Source organism: Buttiauxella sp. A111 (assembly GCF_014189855.1).
GTDB classification, from domain to species: Bacteria; Pseudomonadota; Gammaproteobacteria; order Enterobacterales; family Enterobacteriaceae; genus Buttiauxella; species Buttiauxella selenatireducens.
The window spans coordinates 481,421-503,871 of the sequence record NZ_BJFN01000002.1 but is presented as its reverse complement, the minus strand read 5'-3'; the positions used below and the strand labels follow the sequence as shown (position 1 = coordinate 503,871).

The following is a 22,451-nucleotide window of genomic DNA, read 5'->3' as shown; positions in this document are numbered from 1 at the left end:
GCCCCAAATACCTTTGCGACGCGACTGGTTGTTACAACAGCTGGGCATTACCCAGTGGGAGCTGCGACGTCCGGCCGCATTAAAGGGCGAAATTGCCGTCTCACTGCATGAAAACGTTAAGCTGCTGATGATTGCTGAAGACCTTCCAGATTTAAGCGATCCGTTGGTTAACGATGTTTTGCGCAGCCTGAATCTGGATGCACAGCAGGTCATGCAGCTAACGCCTGAACGCGCCGCGATGCTGCCTGGTGAAATCCGCTGTAATAGCTGGCGACTAGGAGTGAGTGAACCGCTCTCCATTCCAGGGGCGCAATTAGCGACTCCCGAATTAAACGAGCTTTATCATAATGGTGCCGCAAGAAGGGCACTGTGGCAGCAAATTTGCGAATATGAACACGATTTCTTCCCTCACCACAAATGACTTAGCGGCGGCTTACGCCATCGAACTTCGCAGCCATGCTTTCCCATGGAGTGAAAAAACTTTCGCCAGCAATGAGGGCGATCGCTATCTTAATTTGCGCCTCGACGTCGATGGCAAAATGGCGGCATTTGCGGTTACTCAAGTCGTGCTGGATGAGGCGACGTTATTTAATATCGCGGTTGACCCAGCCTACCAACGGCAAGGTTTGGGCCGCCAGTTGCTGGAGCATTTAATCAGCGAACTGGAAGCACGCGATGTGTTTACGCTGTGGCTAGAAGTCCGCGCTTCGAACCATGCGGCGATTGCACTCTATGAGAGCCTGGGCTTTAACGAAGCGACCATTCGCCGCAACTACTACCCCACAAAAGAGGGCAGGGAAGACGCTATCGTCATGGCATTATCGCTTTAAAATTTTATAGAAGGTGTGTTGATGAACTGGGACTGGATTTTATTTGATGCTGACGAAACGTTATTTACTTTTGACGCTTTTGGCGGCTTACAGCGGATGTTTCTCGATTATAGCGTGACGTTTACCGCTGAAGATTTCCAGGATTACCAGGCGATTAACAAACCTTTGTGGGTCGATTACCAGAATGGTGTTATAAGCGCATTACAGTTACAGCACCAACGCTTCCAGGGTTGGTCGGAAAGATTATCAGTACCTGCGGGCGATCTTAACGCCGCATTTCTGAATGCGATGGCTGAAATTTGTGTGCCATTACCGGGTGCGGTGTCTTTGCTTAATGCCCTAAAAGATAAAGTAAAAATCGGTATTATTACCAATGGCTTTACTGCATTGCAGCAAATTCGTCTTGAGCGTACCGGCCTGCGTGACTATTTCGACCTGCTGGTGATTTCAGAGCAAGTTGGCGTCGCAAAACCCGATCGCAAAATCTTTGATTTTACGTTTGAGGAAATGGGCAACCCGCCGCGTGAGCGCGTTTTGATGGTGGGTGACACCGCAGAATCAGATATTCTGGGCGGCATAAACGCGGGAATTCCCACCTGCTGGCTGAACGCCCACGGAAGAAACTTGCCGGAAGGCATTACGCCGACCTGGGAAGTGACCTCACTCAGTGAACTGGAGCGATTGTTGTGTAATTGATGACGCCGATTGTTAAACCTGACCTGATGAGTAAAATAGCCACCAGGTAACGTTCATTTGCCGCTCAGCTACGCCTGTGCGGAATCCACAGAAGATTTCATTATGACTTTGTCTCCTTTTTTGCAAGAAGTGGGGAAACGCCGCACTTTTGCGATCATTTCTCACCCGGATGCCGGTAAAACGACCATCACTGAAAAAGTGCTGTTGTTCGGACAGGCGATTCAAACCGCAGGTACGGTAAAAGGCCGTGGCTCCAGCCAGCATGCTAAATCTGACTGGATGGAAATGGAAAAGCAGCGTGGTATCTCGATTACTACGTCCGTTATGCAATTCCCGTATCGCGACAGCCTGGTAAACCTGCTTGATACTCCTGGGCACGAAGACTTCTCCGAAGATACTTACCGTACTCTGACCGCTGTCGACTGCTGTTTGATGGTTATCGACGCCGCGAAAGGTGTAGAAGATCGTACTCGTAAGCTGATGGAAGTTACCCGTCTGCGCGATACGCCAATCCTCACCTTTATGAACAAACTCGACCGCGACATTCGCGACCCGATGGAAGTGATGGATGAAGTTGAACGTGAGCTGAAAATTGCTTGTTCACCTATCACCTGGCCTATCGGCTGCGGCAAGTTGTTTAAAGGTGTTTATCACCTTTATAAAGACGAAACTTATCTGTACCAGACCGGTAAAGGTCACACCATTCAGGAAGTACGCATCGTTAAAGGGTTAAATAACCCTGATCTTGACGCGGCTGTGGGTGAAGATCTTGCTGCGCAATTGCGTGATGAGTTGGAACTAGTACAGGGTGCTTCCCACGAGTTTGATCGTGAGTTGTTCCTGGAAGGCGAACTGACACCGGTCTTCTTCGGTACTGCATTGGGTAACTTCGGCGTTGACCATATGCTCGATGGTCTGGTTGAGTGGGCACCAGCACCAATGCCGCGTAAAACCGATACGCGTGTCGTGGAAGCGGCGGAAGATAAGTTCACCGGTTTTGTGTTTAAGATTCAGGCCAACATGGACCCGAAACACCGCGACCGCGTGGCATTTATGCGTGTAGTTTCCGGCAAATACGAAAAAGGCATGAAGCTGCGCCAGGTTCGTACCGGTAAAGACGTGGTGATTTCTGATGCGCTGACCTTTATGGCTGGTGACCGTTCACACGTTGAAGAAGCCTATCCAGGCGACATCATCGGCTTGCACAACCACGGGACCATCCAGATTGGTGACACCTTCACCCAGGGCGAGATGATGAAGTTCACCGGTATTCCGAACTTCGCACCAGAACTGTTCCGTCGTATTCGTCTGCGTGACCCATTGAAGCAGAAGCAGTTGCTCAAAGGTTTGGTCCAGCTTTCTGAAGAAGGCGCGGTGCAGGTGTTCCGTCCAATCGCCAACAATGATTTGATTGTAGGTGCGGTCGGTGTGCTGCAGTTTGATGTGGTTGTGGCGCGACTGAAGAGCGAATATAACGTTGAAGCGATTTACGAATCGGTCAACGTTTCGACGGCGCGTTGGGTTGAAAGTACCGACGTTAAGAAGTTTGAAGAATTCAAACGGAAAAACGAAATGCAGTTGGCTCTCGATGGCGGCGACAACCTCGCTTATATCGCCCCAACCATGGTCAACCTGAACCTGACGCAAGATCGTTACCCGGAAGTGACCTTCCGTAAAACTCGCGAGCACTAATCGTCTCTCAGGGCGCGACAGCCGTCGCGTCCTGCTACTTTTCCCGTCTTATTAATCCCTTACGGAATGTTCTTAATTTCCCGTATTTCACCCCCTATTGCCCGTTTTTCCGCCACCCTCACCATGCAATTCTGTGATTGTTGTCTATATTTAACAAACCAGTGACAAATTGGTTGGACGAATCTGTCAGGTAAGTGAAGTTTTTTGGCGAGTTCGTTCGCACCGATTTCGAATGGCGTTATTAAAAACTGAACGGAAAATTTTTAGGCGGCAGCATTCGCTTAATTTAAATGGAAAGCCGTTACGTTACGGCTTGCGCTCAAATTGTGAGCAAAACAATAGGAATTAATCGATGACGATGACTACAACTAAGATTTCTAAAACTCTGTTAGCTGTTGTTCTGGGTTCTGTGCTGGCAAGCGGTAGTGCGCTGGCAGAAGACACCATGCTGAACAAAACTGAATCTACAGCCAATACAGCAGGCGAAAAAATTGATAGTTCTGTAAAAGACGTCGGTAATTTCATGGATGACAGCGCTATCACGGCAAAAGTGAAAGCGGCCCTTGTCGATCACAAAGATATTAAAAGTACCGATATCTCAGTGAAAACTGACAAAAAAATCGTGACGTTAAGTGGATTCGTTGAAAGCCAGGCGCAGGCCGAGCAAGCCGTAAAAGTGGCTAAAGGCGTGGAAGGGGTTTCTTCCGTCAGCGACAAACTGCATGTACGTGACGGGGCTGATAAATCCGTCAGCGGTTATGCAGGCGATACCGCAACCACCAGCGAAATTAAAGCTAAGCTTTTAGCAGACGACATCGTGCCTTCACGTCATGTGAAAGTTGAAACCACCGAGGGTGTCGTCCAGCTGTCGGGTACCGTTGAATCTAACGCACAGTCCGCGCGAGCTGAAAGCGTCGCAAAAGCAGTTGATGGCGTTAAAAGCGTCAAAAACGACCTGAAAGTGAAGTAACCGAGCATACAGAAACTTTCTCCACAGGCTCTGCCTGTGGAGTAGGTCAGCAACATCGTTACTCAAATATCGCCAATGAGTGCGTATTTCGCACCCATCCAGAAGCGATTCGGGTTCACTATGGTTAAGGAGAGGCTTATGTTTCGTTGGGGCATTATTTTTCTGGTCATTGCGTTGATTGCAGCAGCACTGGGTTTTGGTACTCTCGCGGGTACTGCGGCAGGTGCAGCAAAAATTGTCTTCGTGGTAGGTATTATTCTGTTCCTGGTGAGTCTGTTTATGGGTCGTAAACGCCCATAGCTCTACCCTTCATACTTCAAGTTGTGGGGGTGTTGGCTGCACTCACTTACCCCAGTCACTTACTCAAGTAAGCTCCTGGGGATAAGCTCATTTGCCGCCTACCCACAACTCGAATTATTTAGGGTATATACTCTTTTAGAGAACAGACCAGAGAGCCAGTCTATTTTCATTTAGACTGGCTCTCGCATATTTAAACTAAAGAAAAAATTTAGAACCAAGGAAAGCAGGGTGGGGCAACGAATACCCGTTACGCTCGGCAACATAGCGCCGCTTGCGTTAAAAGCGTTTCGTCCCGGAAAACTTGCCATTGTTTGTGAAGGTGGCGGGCAGCGTGGGATTTTTACAGCCGGTGTGCTGGACGAGTTTATGCGCGCTAATTTTAATCCGTTTGACCTTTTCTTAGGCACCTCTGCGGGTGCGCAAAACCTTTCCGCTTACGTTTGTCACCAGCCGGGTTATGCCAGAAGAGTGATCACCCGTTTTACCACTACCCGTGAATTTTTTGATCCACTGCGCTTTGTGCGCGGCGGACATCTCATCGATCTCGACTGGCTCGTTGAAACCACATCGTCAAAAATTCCGCTCTCAATGTCGACGGCTGAAAAATTGTTTGAGTCCGACAAAGCGTTTTATATGTGCGCCTGTCGTAGCGATGATTACACGCCAGGATATTTTTCGCCAAACAGCACAAGTTGGCTGAACATCCTCAAAGCCTCAAGCGCCATCCCTGGTTTTTACCGCAGCGGAGTAGAGATTGACGGCATCGGTTACCAGGACGGGGGAATAAGCGATGCAATTCCGGTGCGAGAAGCTGTGCGCCTGGGGGCTGAAACGCTGGTGGTGATCCGCACCGTGCCCTCGCAAATGTATTACACACCTGAATGGTTTAAACGTATGGAACGCTGGCTTGGTGACAGCAGCCTGCAACCTATGCTCAATCTGGTCAATCATCACGAAACCAGTTATCGAGAGATACAGAATTTCATTGAAAAGCCGCCGGGCAAACTGCGCATTTTCGAGATTTATCCACCGAAACCGCTGATGAGCATGGCGTTAGGAAGCCGAATACCTGCGCTGAATACGGACTATAAAACAGGCCGTTTATGCGGACGCTATTTCCTCGCGACCGTGGGCAAACTGCTGACGACGCAACCGCCGATAAAACGCCATCCTCCCCGCATTCTGGTGCCAGGTTCAGTTGTGGTTGCGCCTGAAGTGGTTGCTCATGAGCCGTTATCCCAGGCGGTGATCGAAACCCCAGAGGCGAACGATTCCACCTTTAATAACGAAGGTACGGCGTGACAACGATTTTTTATGATACTCATTGTCACTTCGACTTCCCGCCGTTTAGCGGGAATGAAACCATTAGTCTGTCGCTTGCCGCGCAGTCTGGAGTCGAAAAAATAATTGTTCCAGCGGTTGAAGCTGACCGCTTTGGCTTGGTTTTGACGCTGGCTGAAAATTATCCGCCGCTGTACGCCGCGCTGGGTTTGCATCCGATAGCGATTCACAAACACCAGGAGGCGTCGCTGGCGCTGCTGGAACATCACCTGCAACAACGCCCTCAAAAGCTCGTGGCTATTGGCGAGATCGGTCTTGATCTCTATATGGATAATCCGCTTTTTGAGAAGCAAGAAGCGATGCTGGTTGCCCAGCTAAGACTGGCTAAACGTTATGATCTGCCGGTTATTCTCCATTCTCGCCGAACGCATGACAAACTCGCCGCCCATTTAAAACGTTACGACTTACCGCGAACCGGCGTGGTGCATGGTTTTTCGGGCAGCCTGCAACAGGCTGAACGTTTTGTGGCATTGGGTTACAAGATTGGCGTTGGAGGAACAATAACCTATCCGCGAGCGAGCAAAACGCGCGATGTGATGGCGCAATTACCGCTGGACGCCCTGGTGCTGGAAACTGATGCCCCCGACATGCCTCTCAATGGCTGGCAAGGGCAAGCAAATCGCCCGGAACGTATCGTTGAGGTTTTTCAGACTCTTTGCTCGCTACGCCCGGAACCTGCGGATGTTATCGCCAACACTTTCATTCATAACTGCAATGAATTGTTTAATTTGGAATAGTTAGCAGCTGAATGTGACGTGCCTCACTATCTGAGATAAACGCTTTCCTGAATTTGTAGAAATATGTGATTGCCATGGCACGTGCAGGCATCTCTACCGCTATAATCCCGCCCGCTGTAAGTTTTTTGCTCGTCATCATTTTTCAAACAATACACAGGGACTCTGTATGCAACTACTCATGGGATTGATCGGCATGATCGTTTTGCTGCTGATCGCGGTTTTACTTTCCAGTCATCGCAAAGCGATTAATCTGCGCACCGTACTGGGTGCCTGGCTTATCCAGGTCGGTATCGGGGCTCTCATCCTGTATGTTCCAGTCGGTCGTAAAGTTCTTTTGGCCATGTCTGAAGGGGTTGCTAACGTTATCGCTTACGGTAATGCGGGTATTTCCTTCCTGTTCGGTGGATTGGTTTCGGACAAAATGTTCGAAGTCTTTGGCGGCGGCGGCTTCGTTTTCGCCCTGCGCGTTCTGCCAATTATCGTCTTCTTCTCCTCACTGATTGCTGTGCTTTACTACCTGGGCATCATGCAGTTAGTTATTCGTATCCTTGGCGGCGGCCTGCGTAAGATTCTGAAAACCTCTCGCACCGAATCCCTGTCTGCTACAGCAAATATCTTCGTTGGCCAGACTGAGGCTCCGCTGGTTGTTCGTCCTTATATCGCGACCATGACCCGCTCAGAGTTGTTCGCCGTCATGTGTGGTGGTTTAGCCTCTGTTGCCGGCTCCGTGTTAGCGGGTTACGCACAAATGGGCGTGCCGCTTGAGTACCTGATTGCCGCATCCTTCATGGCAGCACCCGGCGGTTTACTGTTCGCTAAAATTATCCTGCCTGAAACAGAAACACCGAACGATGCCCCTGAATTGGAATCCCTGAAAAACGATCCCGATCGCCCGGCGAACGTGCTGGATGCTGCGGCATCAGGTGCGGCTTCTGGTATGCAATTGGCCCTGAACGTTGGCGCAATGTTGCTGGCATTTGTGGCATTGATTGCACTGCTTAACGGCATGCTTTCTGGCATCGGTGGCTGGTTCAACTATCCGCAACTCTCGATGGAACTGATTCTGGGCTGGGTGTTCTCACCGCTGGCATGGGTTATCGGTGTGCCGTGGAATGAAGCTAACATTGCGGGCTCCTTCATTGGTCAGAAACTGATCATCAACGAATTTGTGGCCTACCTGAACTTCGGGGAATACCTGAAAGACGACGCCACCGTTGCAGCAGCGGGCCTGCAAGTTCTGTCAGATCACACCAAAGCAATTATTTCCTTCGCACTGTGTGGGTTTGCTAACCTTTCTTCTATCGCTATCCTGATTGGTGGCCTTGGAAGCATGGCACCAAACCGCCGTCATGATATTGCCCAACTGGGTCTGAAGGCGGTAGCAGCAGGTACGTTATCTAACCTGATGAGTGCAACTATTGCCGGGGTGTTCCTGTCATTATAAAAAGGCGATGTTAAAATTTTAACATCCCTGTGAAATCAATGGCCGGCACTTTCGCCGGCCATTTTTTATTTCCGAATCGCATTTTTACTCTATCTAACGTTGTTAAATCACATATACTGTACAAAGCATGTAATTTCTCCTTTGGCTTTTGTGAAGCGAGACACAAAATTATCAACGCGGTGAATGTTATAATTATAACATTACCACCTGTGATGTGCGGTGAGACGGATCTCAACGTGATGGTGACCAGTGTTGCCTCTGCTCTTCAAGGAACCAAGTCCGCTCCAACGTGTTGAGTTTCGAAGCCAGAGACTTCTATATCTTTTGTTGGAGAGTGTTATGACCGATTTAACTGCAAGCAGTCTGCGTGCCCTGAAATTGATGGACCTGACTACCCTGAACGACGATGACACGAATGAAAAAGTGGTAGCACTTTGCCATCAAGCTAAAACAGCGGTGGGTAATACTGCGGCGATTTGTATCTATCCTCGTTTCATCCCTATTGCTCGTAAAACTCTGAACGCCCAAGGCACACCTGATATCCGCATTGCTACCGTGACTAACTTCCCACACGGCAATGATGATATCGAAATTGCATTGGCAGAAACCCGTGCGGCTATCGCTTACGGTGCAGACGAAGTTGACGTGGTATTCCCGTACCGCGCGCTGATCGCAGGTAACGAGCAGGTTGGTTTTGAACTGGTGAAAGCCTGTAAAGAAGCGTGTGCTGCGGCGAACGTTTTGCTGAAAGTGATCATTGAAACTGGCGAGCTGAAAGAAGAAGCGCTTATTCGTAAAGCGTCTGAAATCTCTATCAAAGCGGGTGCTGATTTCATCAAAACTTCTACCGGTAAAGTACCTGTAAACGCAACGCCTGAAAGCGCACGCATCATGATGGAAGTGATTCGTGATATGGGCGTTGAGAAATCTGTTGGTTTCAAACCAGCGGGTGGCGTACGTTCTGCTGAAGATGCTGCGCTGTTCCTGTCTATTGCTGATGAACTGTTTGGCGCTGACTGGGCTGATTCCCGTCACTACCGTTTTGGTGCATCCAGCCTGCTTGCGAGCCTGTTAAAAGCGTTGGGTCATGGCGACGGTAAAAGCGCCAGCAGCTATTAATCTCTTCCTTTGCGGCGGTTCCCCCGCCGCATTTCACCTGATGTACTCAGGGGGTTACCGTGTTTCTCGCTCAAGAAATTATTCGTAAAAAACGTGATGGTCATGCTCTAAGTGATGAAGAAATTCGTTTCTTTATCAATGGCATTCGGGATAACACAATCTCGGAAGGGCAGATTGCCGCGCTGGCAATGACCATTTTCTTCCACGACATGACTATGCCGGAACGCGTATCTCTGACCATGGCGATGCGAGATTCTGGAACCGTACTGGACTGGAAGAGCCTCAATCTCAATGGCCCAATCGTTGATAAACACTCAACGGGCGGCGTGGGTGATGTGACCTCATTAATGCTTGGCCCAATGGTGGCGGCATGTGGCGGTTATGTGCCAATGATTTCTGGCCGTGGTTTAGGCCATACTGGCGGTACGCTCGATAAACTCGAAGCGATCCCTGGATTTGATATTTTCCCGGACGATAACCGTTTTCGCGACATCATCAAAAATGTCGGCGTGGCGATTATCGGCCAGACAAACTCGCTCGCACCAGCGGATAAACGTTTCTACGCCACGCGTGACATTACCGCGACCGTAGACTCCATCCCGCTGATTACCGCTTCTATTCTGGCGAAGAAACTGGCGGAAGGCCTGGATGCGCTGGTGATGGACGTGAAAGTCGGTAGTGGCGCCTTTATGCCGACTTATGAGCTTTCTGAATTACTCGCCGAGGCCATTGTTGGCGTGGCGAACGGTGCGGGTGTGAAAACCACCGCCTTGCTGACTGACATGAACCAGGTGCTGGCATCCAGCGCAGGTAACGCGGTTGAAGTTCGTGAAGCGGTACAGTTCCTGACCGGCGAATACCGTAACCCTCGTCTGCATGAAGTCACCATGGCGCTGTGCGTGGAAATGTTACTTTCCGGCAATCTGGCGAAAGATGACGCCGAAGCGCGCGCCAAACTGCAAGCGGTACTGGATAACGGTAAAGCGGCAGAAGTATTCGGACGTATGGTCGCGGCGCAAAAAGGCCCGACAGATTTCGTCGAAAACTATGCGAAGTACCTGCCAACCGCGGTGCTGAGCAAAGCGGTTTATGCTGATAAACCCGGCTTCATCTCTGAAATGGACACCCGTGCATTAGGGATGGCAGTCGTGGCGATGGGCGGTGGCCGCCGTCAGGCTTCCGACTCTCTTGACTACAGCGTCGGTTTTACTGACATGGTGCGCCTGGGCGATAGCGTTGAAATTTCCCGTCCGCTGGCCGTTATTCACGCAGCAAGTGAAGCCCAGTGGCAAGAAGCGGCTCGCGCTGTAAAAGCGGCAATCAAAGTTAACGGTACAGAGCCCGTCGAAACGCCAGTCGTGTATCGCCGTATTAGCTAAATGCTGGCATACTGATCTGATCACTTTTTGAAACGCCCTTGGGCGTTTCAGGCCCGAATACGCAGGAGAAATTATGAAACGTGCATTTATTATGGTGCTGGATTCTTTCGGTATCGGCGCAACTGAAGATGCTGACCGCTTTGGCGACGTAGGCTCTGATACCTTCGGCCATATCGCAGAAGCTTGCGCAAAAGGCGAAGCAGACAAGGGCCGTAAAGGGCCATTACATCTGCCAAACCTGACTCGCCTTGGGCTGGTGAAAGCCGCTGAAGGTTCTACCGGTAAAATTCCGGCAGGTATGGACGGTAACGCAGACGTTATCGGTGCATACGGCTGGGCGCATGAGCTTTCATCTGGTAAAGACACCCCGTCAGGGCACTGGGAAATCGCGGGTGTTCCTGTGCTGTTCGACTGGGGTTACTTCTCTGATACACAAAACAGCTTCCCACAAGAACTGCTGAATAAACTGGTTGAGCGCGCAAACCTGCCGGGCTACCTCGGTAACTGCCACTCTTCCGGTACTGTGATTCTGGATGAACTGGGTGAAGAGCATATGAAAACCGGGAAACCGATTTTCTATACCTCCGCTGACTCCGTGTTCCAGATTGCTTGCCACGAAGAAACCTACGGCCTGGATAAACTCTACGAGCTGTGCGAAATCGCGCGTGAAGAGTTGACCGAAGGCGGCTACAACATTGGTCGTGTTATTGCTCGTCCGTTTATCGGCGACAAAGCGGGTAACTTCCAGCGTACCGGTAACCGTCATGATCTGGCCGTTGAACCACCAGCACCAACCGTGTTGAAAAAACTGGTTGATGAGAAGAATGGCCATGTTGTTTCGGTTGGTAAAATTGCGGATATCTACGCTGAAGTCGGTATCACCAAAAAAGTGAAAGCGACGGGTCTGGATGCGTTGTTCGATGCCACCATCACAGAAATGAAAGAAGCGGGCGACGACACTATCGTATTCACCAACTTCGTTGATTTCGACTCTTCTTACGGCCACCGTCGTGATGTTGCAGGTTATGCCGCAGCGCTGGAACTGTTTGACCGCCGTTTGCCTGAGCTGATGGAATTGTTGAAAGAGGACGATATTCTGATCCTCACCGCTGACCACGGTTGTGACCCAACCTGGCAAGGGACTGACCATACTCGCGAACACATTCCGGTATTGGTTTATGGCCCGAAAGTGAAAGCCGGCTCCCTGGGCCACCGTGAAACTTTCGCGGATATTGGCCAGACAGTTGCAAAACACTTTGGTGTTTCCGACATGGATTACGGTAAGAACATGCTCTGATACCCGTCATACTTCGAGCCGCAGGGGTGTTGGCTGCAAAAGCTCACCCCAGTCACTTACTTTAGTAAGCTCCTGGGGATTCACTTTCTTGCCGCCTACCTGCGACTCGAATTATTTAGGGTATCAATAGATTATTCATTTGGGCACGTGTCATTCCGCCCAGACGTTAACCTCTTAAAACAAGGATATTAAAGATGGCAACGCCACATATTAACGCAGAAATGGGTGATTTCGCTGACGTCGTACTGATGCCAGGGGACCCGCTGCGCGCTAAACATATCGCAGAAACTTTCCTCGAAGATGTTCGTGAAGTTAACAACGTGCGTGGCATGTTGGGTTTCACCGGGACTTACAAAGGCCGTAAAATCTCTGTAATGGGCCACGGTATGGGTATCCCATCCTGTTCCATCTACACCAAAGAGCTGATCACTGATTTTGGCGTGAAGAAAATCATCCGTGTGGGTTCTTGCGGCGCGGTACGCACCGACGTGAAACTGCGTGACGTGGTTATCGGCATGGGTGCTTGCACCGATTCCAAAGTGAACCGTCTGCGTTTCAAAGACCATGACTTCGCAGCGATTGCTGACTTCGACATGGTGCGTAACGCGGTTGATGCTGCTAAAGCGCTGGGCGTTGACGCTCGCGTAGGTAACATCTTCTCTGCTGACCTGTTCTATACGCCAGACCCGACTATGTTTGACGTGATGGAAAAGTACGGCATCCTGGGCGTGGAAATGGAAGCGGCGGGTATCTACGGCGTGGCAGCGGAATTTGGTGCTAAAGCACTGACCATCTGCACCGTGTCTGACCATATTCGTACTCACGAGCAGACGACTGCAGAAGAGCGCCAGACAACCTTTAACGACATGATCAAGATTGCTCTTGAATCTGTGTTACTGGGCGACAAAGAGTAATTTACCCCCTCACCCTAACCCTCTCCCTCAAGGGAGAGGGGACAAAACGGTGCGGTTTTCCCTCTCTCTCAAGAGAAAGGGGACAGAACGGTGCGGTTTTCCCTCTCTCTCAAGAGAAAGGGGACAAACGGTGCAGTTTTCCCCCTCTCCCAGTGGGAGAGGGCAGGGGTGAGGGCATCAGATCGCACTGATATTACCGTACTGCTTTCGCAATCCACTCTGACAATTCCCGCAACTCCGTTTCCTGCACCGGGAAATCCACCAACAGCGCGTCGCACTCCTGTTGTAGCTTATCCGCGCGATACAAGCAGCCCTGCAAACGCACCGCCAGCGCTTCAAGAGGGGCGGGATTCAGACTGTCTGTGAATATTTGCGTGCGCGTGATATGCCCTTTCTCAACGTCGAAGTGCAATTCAACACCTCCCCAGGTAAAACGTTGATCAAGCAAATGACTAAATGCCGGAGCCTGACCGAAGTTCCATTCCCAACTGCTTTGGCGAGCAAAGGTTTCAGCAAAGCCGGGGAGATCGGGCAGGGCATCAGGGGAGATGTGTTCTGCCTCTACACGCTCACCGTAATAAGCGAAGAAAGCATCGCGCACGGCATCACAAATTTGTTCGTGGGTCAGGCCTGGCAGCAGATCGCTGAGGTTTGCCACTCGACCACGCACCGATGTTATGCCTTTGGCCTGAAGCTTTTTCTCATCTGGATTGAGGTAGTTTGCCAGGCGGCTTAAATCAGCGTTAAGCAACAAAGTGCCATGATGGAAACCCCGATCCAGCGTTTCTTTATAGGCCGAGCCAGAGACCTTGCGCACCCCTTCAGCGGTAGCGACTTCCAGATCGTTGCGCCCGGAAGCCGTAGCGCGAATGCCGAGATGATTGAGCGCATTGACCACAATTTCGGTCGATACACTTTTGTCGTATTCCGGTTTTCCCGCCATAAAGGTGAAACAGGTATTGCCCAAATCATGGAATACCGCGCCACCGCCGCTGCTGCGTCGCGCCAGCCGCACGTTATCCTCTTCCATGCGTCGGGTATTACACTCTTTCCACGGGTTTTGCGCCCGGCCAATAACCACCGTATCCGCATTGCGCCATAAAAACAGTACGCGTTGAGTCGCGGGCATCTGGCGGAAAATGCACTCTTCTACAGCCAGGTTGAACCAGGGATCGTAAGAGTCCGAAATAAGCAGACGTAAAGTCGACATAGTAGAAGTCCTTTCTTAGAGCCTATCCCATTAGGCTCTTACTTAGGGTTTATTGGCGCTCTGTTCTTCCTCATCTTCTTTAACTTCGGTATTCGCCGTCAGAAGGAAGGGAGATTGTTGCCAGCGCGTGCGTTTGCCCTGCAAAAGAGTACGCGCCAGCACAATGCCAATTGCCAGCGCCAGTAACATCATCAGGCGCAGAATATTCGTGGTGTTATCCACTTGCTTAGCTTCAGTCGGCAGCGTGTGGGTGTCGAGCGTGATACGCAGATAACCCACTGGCCCATCTTTATCTTCAATCGGCTGAACAATTTGATGATTAAAATAACTGCCCGCTTTTTTACCGTCCAGGGCGAGTCGGTCGCGTACGCCGATCCCTTCACCTGCGCGTAGAATTAGGCTGCCGCCATTGTCGTAAACTCCTGCATCCAGAATGCGGCTGTCCTGAGTCAACAAATTCAGCACCGTCGAGATCTTCTTCTCATCGGGGTTTTCAGATTTCATCAGCGGAATAAGGTTATAGCTCACCTGGCGCGCCAGTGTTCTTGCCAGCTCTTCAAGCTGTACGTTTCGGGCTTGCTGATGCCCCTGGCTAAACCACGATGCGCCCTGCATCAGCGCGACTAAAAGTGCGAGGCAGATAAGCACAATCACTGCACGATGCAGTCTAAATTTCATTTTTGCCCGAGCCATAATGCACCTTAGAAAAATTGCCGGTTTTACTGCGCAGTTTAATGTTGCCAGAAGCCGCACAGACAAGGTAGCCTCATGCGTTGTTTTGTTCTCAATACCCTTCAGCATTCGAATTACCTGGGTCGCGGCTATGCTCTCTTGCCGGCTGCCGGAAATGCGAATCCTGAATGGTATATTAAAATTTTTCAGGAGTTGTGATGCCAAATAGTCTGACCTGGTGCGACTTACCGACCGACGTATCTCTCTGGCCTGGTTTGCCGCTATCGTTAAGTGGCGATGAAGTTATGCCGCTCGATTACCGTGCTGGCCGCAGTGGCTGGCTGCTGTATGGTCGGAATCTGGATAAAGAGTGCCTGAATCGCTACCAACGTAAGCTGGGCGCTGCGATGGTTATCGTTACTGCGTGGTGCGTTGAAGACTATCAGGTTATTCGCCTGGCGGGTTCATTAACGCCGCGCGCAACTAAACTTGCGCATGACGCCGGATTGGATGTCGCCCCGTTGGGCAAAATTCCACATTTGCGCACGCCTGGCCTGCTGGTCATGGACATGGATTCCACCGCCATCCAAATCGAATGTATTGATGAGATCGCAAAACTTGCGGGCACCGGCGAAATGGTGGCTGAAGTCACTGAGCGTGCGATGCGTGGCGAGTTGGACTTTGCTGCGAGTTTGAAACAACGCGTAGGAAAGCTAAAAGGCGCGGATGCGACTATTCTGCGCGAAGTTCGTGATGCGTTGCCGTTGATGCCTGGGCTGACGTCGCTGGTGTTGAAACTCGAATCATTAGGCTGGAAAGTCGCGATTGCTTCCGGTGGTTTTACCTTCTTCGCCGAATATTTGCGTGACAAGCTGCATCTGGATGCGGTCGTCGCCAATGAACTGGAAATTTGCGATGGCAAGCTGACGGGTGAAGTCACGGGGCAAATTGTTGATGCGCAATTCAAAGCTGAAACGCTCATGCGTCTGGCGGATAAATATGAAATTCCTGTCGCGCAAACCGTCGCTATTGGCGATGGGGCGAATGACTTACCGATGATCAAATCGGCTGGCCTGGGAATTGCTTTCCACGCTAAACCTAAAGTGAATGAGAAAACCGAAGTCACCATTCGTCATGCTGATTTGATGGGCGTATTCTGCATTCTCTCAGGTAGCCTTATCCAGGAAGAACGCTAATGGCGAAAGCCCCAAAACGTGCATTTGTCTGCAATGAGTGCGGTGCAGATTATCCTCGCTGGCAGGGGCAATGCAGTGCCTGTCATGCATGGAACACCATCACAGAGGTGCGAATTGCTGCCTCTCCGACGGTTGCGCGTAACGAGCGTTTGTCAGGATATGCCGGCAGTGCGGGCGTCAGTAAAGTACAAAAACTTTCTGAGATAAGCCTCGAAGAATTGCCGCGTTTTTCTACCGGTTTTAAAGAGTTTGACCGCGTGTTGGGTGGTGGTGTGGTGCCAGGGAGCGCCATTTTGATTGGTGGTAACCCTGGTGCTGGTAAATCTACGCTACTGCTGCAAACCTTGTGCAAACTCAGCGAACAGATGAAAACATTGTATGTCACTGGTGAAGAGTCGCTGCAACAAGTGGCGATGCGTGCTCATCGTCTGGGGCTGCCAACCAATAACCTGAATATGCTTTCGGAAACCGGGATCGAGCAAATCTGCATGATTGCCGAAGAAGAAGCGCCAAAACTGATGGTTATCGACTCCATCCAGGTCATGCACATGGCCGATGTCCAGTCGTCGCCGGGCAGCGTGGCACAGGTGCGTGAGTCTGCCGCCTACCTGACGCGCTTTGCCAAAACACGTGGTGTGGCGATTATCATGGTCGGTCACGTGACCAAAGATGGTTCGCTTGCCGGACCGAAAGTACTCGAACACTGTATTGACTGTTCGGTGATGCTCGATGGTGACGCCGACTCCCGTTTTCGCACCCTTCGCAGCCATAAAAACCGCTTCGGTGCAGTGAATGAGTTGGGTGTGTTTGCCATGACGGAGCAAGGGTTACGCGAAGTCAGCAATCCTTCCGCCATCTTCCTGAGCCGCGGTGATGAAGTGACTCCCGGTAGCTCAGTGATGGTCGTGTGGGAAGGTACGCGCCCATTGTTGGTAGAGATTCAGGCGCTGGTGGATCAATCCATGATGTCCAATCCGCGTCGTGTCGCCGTGGGTCTTGAACAAAACCGCCTGGCTATTTTGCTGGCGGTGTTGCACCGCCACGGTGGTCTGCAAATGGCCGACCAGGATGTGTTTGTGAATGTGGTGGGCGGTGTGAAAGTCACCGAAACCAGTGCTGACCTTGCCCTGTTACTGGCGATGGTTTCCAGTCTACGTAACCGTGCATTGCCACAAGATTTAGTGGTGTTTGGTGAAGTCGGGTTGGCTGGGGAAATTCGCCCGGTACCAAGCGGCCAGGAACGCATCTCTGAAGCGGCAAAACACGGCTTTAAACGTGCCATCGTGCCACAGGCAAATGTGCCGAAAAAATTACCGGAAGGGATGCAGGTATTCGGTGTGAAAAAACTCGCGGATGCGTTATCAGTGTTTGACGACTTATAATTGAATGATTTCCGGCATAACGCCGTATTTTTGCAGGAGGCAGCATGTCGTCTTTCGAGTACCTGAAGACCGCAATTCGTCAGCAAAGCGTTACGCTGCAACAGGTGGCAGAATCCTGCGGCATGACCAAGGGCTATCTTAGCCAGTTACTGAACGCCAAAATTAAAAGTCCAAGCGCGCAGAAACTGGAAGCATTACATCGTTTCCTCGGGCTGGAATTTCCACGGCGTGAGAAAAAAGTCGGCGTCGTGTTCGGCAAGTTTTATCCGCTGCATACCGGCCATATCTATTTGATTCAGCGGGCAGCAAGCCAGGTAGACGAACTCCATATCATCATGGGCTACGACGAAACCCGTGATCGTTTGTTGTTTGAAGACAGCGCGATGTCCCAGCAACCGACAACCGGTGACCGCTTGCGCTGGCTGCTACAGACCTTCAAGTATCAAAAAAATATCCGCATTCATTCGTTTAATGAAGAAGGGATGGAGCCTTATCCGCATGGCTGGGATGTCTGGAGCCGCGGGATCAAAGCTTTCATGGAAAGCAAAGGTATCAACCCCGACTGTATCTACACCTCCGAAGAAAGTGATGCACCGCGATTTATCGAACAGCTCGGCATTGAAACGGTGCTGATTGATCCGAAACGGACGTTCATGAATATCAGCGGTGGGCAGATTCGTGAAAACCCTTTCCGCTACTGGGAATATATTCCCACGGAAGTAAAACCGTTCTTTGTCAGAACCGTCGCTATTCTGGGAGGGGAATCGAGCGGTAAGTCGTGGATGGTGAATAAACTCGCCAATATTTTTAATACCACCAGTGCCTGGGAATATGGTCGTGATTACGTCTTCTCGCACCTTGGCGGTGACGAGATGGCGCTGCAATATTCCGACTACGACAAGATTGCCATTGGCCATGCTCAGTACGTTGATTTTGCAGTTAAATACGCCAATAAAGTCGCGTTTATCGATACTGACTTTGTTACCACACAGGCGTTTTGCAAAAAGTATGAGGGGCGTGAACACCCGTTTGTGCAGGCGCTGATTGACGAATACCGTTTTGATTTGGTGATTCTGCTGGAAAATAATACGCCGTGGGTGGCTGATGGTTTACGCAGTCTTGGCAGCGATACTGACCGAAAATCCTTCCAGAATCTGTTGGTGTCGATGCTAAATGAAAACAATATCAGCTATGTGCATGTGGAAGAGTCTGATTACGATTCTCGTTTCTTACGCTGTGTTGAGCTGGTGAAGAACATGATCGGCGAGCGGGGAGCGTGAAATCACCCTCACCCCGGCCCTCTCCCTGAGGGAGAGGGAGAAAACCGAGCAATTCCCTCTCCGGGGGAGTGGGAAAAAACCGGCTAGTCCCCTCTCCTGGGGGAGAGGGTTAGGGTGAGGGCGTTACAACAATTACTTGGTCACGCGTTTGTACTTAATACGCTTAGGCTCCAGCGCATCCGCACCCAGGGTGCGTTTCTTGTACTCTTCGTACTCGGTAAAGTTGCCTTCAAAGAATTCAATTTTACCTTCATCCTGGTAATCCAGAATGTGCGTCGCTATGCGGTCAAGGAACCAACGGTCGTGCGAGATAACCATTGCACAGCCAGGGAATTCCAACAGGGCGTTTTCTAACGCGCGCAGGGTTTCGATATCCAGGTCGTTGGTTGGTTCATCGAGCAACAGCACGTTGCCGCCAACTTGCAGCAGTTTCGCCAGATGCAGACGGCCACGTTCACCACCAGACAGCTCACCTACACGTTTACCCTGGTCAACACCTTTAAAGTTAAAGCGACCAACGTAAGCGCGGCTTGGCATTTCGGTGTTACCGATACGCATGATGTCCTGGCCGCCGGAAACTTCTTCCCACACGGTTTTGCTGCCATCCATCGCATCACGGAACTGATCGACGGAAGCCAGTTTAACGGTTTCACCCAGCTCAATGCTGCCGCTGTCAGGCTGTTCCTGACCAGACATCATACGGAACAGCGTTGATTTACCCGCGCCGTTCGGACCGATGATGCCAACAATCGCGCCTTTCGGTACAGAGAAGGACAAATCGTCAATCAGCAGGCGATCGCCGTAGGATTTACGCAGATTGGTCACTTCAACGACTTTATCGCCCAAGCGTGCGCCAGGTGGAATAAACAGTTCGTTGGTTTCGTTACGTTTCTGGTACTCGGTGTTGTTCAGTTCTTCAAATCGAGCCAGACGCGCCTTGCCTTTAGACTGACGCCCTTTAGCACCTTGACGTACCCACTCCAGTTCTTTCTCAATGGATTTACGGCGAGCCGCTTCCGTTGAAGCTTCCTGAGCCAGACGTGCGTCTTTTTGCTCAAGCCAGGAGGAGTAGTTACCTTCCCACGGAATACCTTCGCCGCGGTCAAGTTCCAGAATCCAGCCTGCAACGTTATCAAGGAAGTAACGGTCGTGGGTAATCGCCACAACGGTCCCTTCGAAGTCGTGCAGGAAGCGCTCAAGCCACGCCACGGATTCCGCATCCAGGTGGTTCGTTGGTTCGTCGAGCAGCAGCATGTCTGGTTTTTCGAGCAGCAGGCGGCACAGTGCCACGCGGCGGCGCTCACCACCGGATAGGTTAGCGATTTTCGCATCCCAATCTGGCAGACGCAGTGCGTCAGCGGCACGTTCGAGCTGAACGTTAAGGTTATGGCCGTCATGCGCCTGAATGATTTCTTCAAACTTGCCTTGTTGTGCGGCTAGCTTATCGAAGTCAGCGTCTGGTTCAGCGTACTTCGCGTACACTTCATCCAGACCTTTAAGCGCGTTGACCACTTCGGATACCGCTTCTTCAACCGATTCGCGAACCGTGTGCTCAAGATTAAGCTTAGGTTCCTGCTCCAGATAGCCGATTTTCAGGCCTGGTTGTGGGCGGGCTTCGCCTTCGATGTCGGTATCAATGCCGGCCATAATGCGCAGCAGCGTGGATTTACCGGCACCGTTCAGACCCAGTACGCCAATCTTGGCGCCAGGGAAGAAACTGAGCGAGATATTTTTCAGAATATGACGTTTCGGCGGAACAACTTTGCCGACACGATGCATGGTATAAACGAATTGAGCCACAGTGCGACTTCGCCTCTTTTTCGTGATGTAGGATGGTACATATCAGTGGCGAAGTGTAGCCGTTTTCAGCAGGTAATCCCAGCAGGGGAAGTGGGATGTGTTACCCGAAACGGCCTTAACGCTTTTATAGACAAAATAACGCCCTCTGGCGTGGCGAAAGTGCAATACCAGGGTTAGCATGAAGTAATTAATGGCGGCATGATGCTGCCGGTGAACATGTGAGGAGAACTTGTGGGGAAAGCCAAACAAGTCGTGGGACAATTGCTGGTAGCAGTTGTAGGCCTTGCGGCATTAACTCATGCAGTTCGCGCGGACTCGCTCGATGAGCAACGCAGCCGATATGCACAAATCAAACAAGCGTGGGATAACAAGCAAATGGATGTGGTGGCGCGAATAATGCCCACCTTGCAAGATTATCCGCTGTATCCCTATCTCGAATATCGCCAAATCACTGATGACTTAATGAATGAGCCAACGCTCGTCGTCAGTCGCTTTATTGAAGCGAATCCAACGCTGCCGCCAGCCCGCACGCTGAAATCACGTTTTGTGAATGAACTGGCGCGCCGTGAAGACTGGCGTGGGCTACTGGCATTTAGCCCGGAACAACCGGGTACCACCGAAGCCAAGTGCAACTATTACTACGCTAAATGGAATACCGGCCAGGCGGATGCCGCATGGGTTGGAGCCAAAGATCTGTGGTTAACCGGGAAAAACCAACCTTCGAGCTGCGATCGTCTGTTCTCAGCCTGGCGCTCGTCAGGAACACAAGATCCGTTGGCTTATCTCGAACGTATTCGTCTGGCGATGAAAGAAGGCAACACTTCACTGGTGACGAATCTCGCAAGCCAAATGCCGGCGAGCTATCAGACTATTTCTACTGCGCTGATCAGTCTGCAAAATGACCCGAATACCGTGCTCTCGTTTGCCCGTACCGTTGAAGCAACTGACTTTACGCGCCAGGCCGCGGCGGTGGCGTTTACGCGTGTCGCACGGGATGATGTAGAAAATGCGCGCATGATGATCCCGTCTCTCGTTCAGGCGCAGCAACTCAATGATGCTCAGGCGCAGGAGCTTAGAGACACCGTTGCCTGGCGTTTAATGGGTAATGATGTCACGACAGACCAAGCTATCTGGCGCGACGACGCTATCATGCGTTCGGAGTCGACAAGTTTAGTGGAACGGCGTGTGCGTATGGCATTGGGAAATGGTGATCGTACCGGCCTGAATACCTGGCTTGCACGTTTACCCATGGAGGCCAAAGAAAAGGACGAATGGTGTTACTGGCAGGCGGATTTGTTGCTTGAGCGCGGCCGTGATACCGAAGCAAAAGAGATCCTCCAGGCACTGATGCAGCAACGCGGATTCTATCCGATGGTGGCCGCTCAGCGTTTAGGGGAAGAGTATCCGTTGCGTGTCGACAAAGCGGTTGCTGTAAATCCGGCACTGGTGCAGGGGCCAGAAATGGCACGGGTACGCGAGCTGATGTACTGGAATCTTGATAACACGGCACGTAGCGAATGGGCGAATTTGATCACGAGTCGCAGCAAACCAGAGCAGGAAGGGTTAGCGCGTTACGCATTCGATCAAAACTGGTGGGATCTCAGCGTGCAGGCGACGATCGCCGGAAAACTTTGGGATCATCTGGAAGAACGCTTCCCGCTGGCTTACAAAGATATTTTCTCCCGATACGTGAGCGGCAAAGATATCTCCCAAAGTTATGCCATGGCGATTGCTCGTCAGGAAAGCGCCTGGAACCCGAAAGTGAAATCGCCAGTAGGTGCCAGCGGGTTAATGCAAATCATGCCGGGAACCGCCACGCATACCGTGAAGATGTTTAATATTCCGGGTTATACCAGCACCAACCAACTGTTAGATCCGGAAACCAATATCAACATTGGCACCAGCTACTTGCAGTACGTTTCTCAGCAATTTGAAAATAATCGAATTTTCTCATCCGCTGCCTATAACGCAGGGCCTGGGCGAGTCAGAACCTGGCTTGGTAATAGCGCTGGACGCATAGACGCGGTTGCGTTTGTTGAGAGTATTCCGTTCTCGGAAACACGAGGATATGTGAAAAATGTACTGGCTTATGATGCGTATTATAAATACTTCATGGGTAAACCAGCGCCATTGCTGACGGATGCTGAGTGGCAACGTAAGTATTGATTTTGGAATGTCTATGTTATGCTGCT

General features: G+C 51.0%; 20 protein-coding genes. 17 read left to right on the top strand and 3 right to left on the bottom strand.

Going from position 1 to position 22,451, the window contains the following annotated elements:
- Positions 1-7: 7 nt before the first annotated feature.
- The 13 genes from BSPA111_RS08360 to deoD all read left to right on the top strand — a co-directional run bounded on the left by BSPA111_RS08360 (position 8) and on the right by deoD (position 12,719).
- Positions 8-421 carry a DNA polymerase III subunit psi gene (locus BSPA111_RS08360; protein WP_183270877.1) on the top strand — a complete coding sequence of 138 codons (414 nt, stop codon included), beginning with the start codon at positions 8-10 and terminating at the stop codon, positions 419-421.
- Positions 390-830 (top strand): ribosomal protein S18-alanine N-acetyltransferase, encoded by a 441-nt coding sequence (rimI, locus tag BSPA111_RS08355; protein WP_183270702.1) that lies wholly within the window; start codon positions 390-392, stop codon positions 828-830. The genes BSPA111_RS08360 and rimI overlap by 32 nt, the downstream gene beginning before the upstream one ends.
- 21 nt (positions 831-851) lie before the next feature.
- Positions 852-1,526, top strand: coding sequence for a pyrimidine 5'-nucleotidase (yjjG, locus tag BSPA111_RS08350; protein WP_183270701.1), 675 nt, complete (start codon positions 852-854; stop codon positions 1,524-1,526).
- A 102-nt stretch (positions 1,527-1,628) separates the two neighbouring features.
- A complete protein-coding gene (gene prfC / locus BSPA111_RS08345) occupies positions 1,629-3,218 on the top strand; it encodes a peptide chain release factor 3 (RefSeq protein WP_183270700.1) in 1,590 nt (529 codons plus the stop codon).
- A gap of 352 nt (positions 3,219-3,570) precedes the next feature.
- Positions 3,571-4,188, top strand: a complete 618-nt coding sequence (gene osmY, locus BSPA111_RS08340) for a molecular chaperone OsmY (protein WP_183270699.1) — start codon at positions 3,571-3,573, stop codon at positions 4,186-4,188.
- A 138-nt stretch (positions 4,189-4,326) separates the two neighbouring features.
- Complete coding sequence (locus tag BSPA111_RS08335; RefSeq protein WP_064513877.1) at positions 4,327-4,488, top strand: DUF1328 domain-containing protein; 162 nt, start codon at positions 4,327-4,329, stop codon at positions 4,486-4,488.
- A gap of 228 nt (positions 4,489-4,716) precedes the next feature.
- Positions 4,717-5,790 (top strand): patatin family protein, encoded by a 1,074-nt coding sequence (locus tag BSPA111_RS08330; RefSeq protein ID WP_183270698.1) that lies wholly within the window; start codon positions 4,717-4,719, stop codon positions 5,788-5,790.
- Positions 5,787-6,566 (top strand): TatD family hydrolase, encoded by a 780-nt coding sequence (locus BSPA111_RS08325; protein WP_183270697.1) that lies wholly within the window; start codon positions 5,787-5,789, stop codon positions 6,564-6,566. The genes BSPA111_RS08330 and BSPA111_RS08325 overlap by 4 nt, the downstream gene beginning before the upstream one ends.
- A 166-nt stretch (positions 6,567-6,732) precedes the next feature.
- The gene (locus tag BSPA111_RS08320; protein ID WP_183270696.1) at positions 6,733-8,010 is read left to right on the top strand and encodes a NupC/NupG family nucleoside CNT transporter; all 1,278 of its coding nucleotides are present in this window, start codon (positions 6,733-6,735) and stop codon (positions 8,008-8,010) included.
- A 339-nt stretch (positions 8,011-8,349) separates the two neighbouring features.
- On the top strand, positions 8,350-9,129 hold the full coding sequence (gene deoC / locus BSPA111_RS08315) for a deoxyribose-phosphate aldolase (RefSeq protein WP_183270695.1): 780 nt from the start codon (positions 8,350-8,352) through the stop codon (positions 9,127-9,129).
- A 59-nt stretch (positions 9,130-9,188) separates the two neighbouring features.
- Positions 9,189-10,508, top strand: a complete 1,320-nt coding sequence (gene deoA, locus BSPA111_RS08310) for a thymidine phosphorylase (RefSeq protein ID WP_183270694.1) — start codon at positions 9,189-9,191, stop codon at positions 10,506-10,508.
- Positions 10,509-10,581: 73 nt separating this feature from the next.
- The gene (gene deoB / locus BSPA111_RS08305) at positions 10,582-11,805 is read left to right on the top strand and encodes a phosphopentomutase (protein WP_183270693.1); all 1,224 of its coding nucleotides are present in this window, start codon (positions 10,582-10,584) and stop codon (positions 11,803-11,805) included.
- Positions 11,806-11,999: 194 nt separating this feature from the next.
- On the top strand, positions 12,000-12,719 hold the full coding sequence (gene deoD, locus BSPA111_RS08300; protein ID WP_183270692.1) for a purine-nucleoside phosphorylase: 720 nt from the start codon (positions 12,000-12,002) through the stop codon (positions 12,717-12,719).
- A 193-nt stretch (positions 12,720-12,912) separates the two neighbouring features.
- Here deoD and lplA read toward each other — a convergent pair whose 3' ends face one another.
- On the bottom strand, positions 12,913-13,929 hold the full coding sequence (gene lplA / locus BSPA111_RS08295; RefSeq protein ID WP_183270691.1) for a lipoate--protein ligase LplA: 1,017 nt from the start codon (positions 13,927-13,929) through the stop codon (positions 12,913-12,915).
- 42 nt (positions 13,930-13,971) lie between these two features.
- Entirely contained in the window at positions 13,972-14,622 is a 651-nt protein-coding gene (locus BSPA111_RS08290; protein WP_183270690.1) for a YtjB family periplasmic protein, read from the bottom strand.
- Positions 14,623-14,819: 197 nt separating this feature from the next.
- Between BSPA111_RS08290 and serB the strand changes: the two genes are divergently transcribed.
- From serB to nadR, 3 genes are read left to right on the top strand one after another with little or no spacing between them, the layout of a single operon-like run.
- Positions 14,820-15,797, top strand: a complete 978-nt coding sequence (gene serB / locus BSPA111_RS08285) for a phosphoserine phosphatase (protein WP_183270689.1) — start codon at positions 14,820-14,822, stop codon at positions 15,795-15,797.
- A complete protein-coding gene (radA, locus tag BSPA111_RS08280) occupies positions 15,797-17,179 on the top strand; it encodes a DNA repair protein RadA (RefSeq protein ID WP_064543359.1) in 1,383 nt (460 codons plus the stop codon). The genes serB and radA overlap by 1 nt, the downstream gene beginning before the upstream one ends.
- A gap of 44 nt (positions 17,180-17,223) precedes the next feature.
- Positions 17,224-18,459 (top strand): multifunctional transcriptional regulator/nicotinamide-nucleotide adenylyltransferase/ribosylnicotinamide kinase NadR, encoded by a 1,236-nt coding sequence (gene nadR, locus BSPA111_RS08275; protein WP_183270688.1) that lies wholly within the window; start codon positions 17,224-17,226, stop codon positions 18,457-18,459.
- A gap of 132 nt (positions 18,460-18,591) precedes the next feature.
- Here the strand turns inward: nadR and ettA are convergent, their stop codons facing one another.
- Positions 18,592-20,259, bottom strand: a complete 1,668-nt coding sequence (gene ettA, locus BSPA111_RS08270) for an energy-dependent translational throttle protein EttA (RefSeq protein ID WP_183270687.1) — start codon at positions 20,257-20,259, stop codon at positions 18,592-18,594.
- Positions 20,260-20,490: 231 nt separating this feature from the next.
- Here ettA and sltY point away from each other — a divergent pair, with 231 nt between their 5' ends.
- Entirely contained in the window at positions 20,491-22,425 is a 1,935-nt protein-coding gene (sltY, locus tag BSPA111_RS08265) for a murein transglycosylase (RefSeq protein WP_183270686.1), read from the top strand.
- The last annotated feature ends 26 nt before the right edge of the window (positions 22,426-22,451 follow it).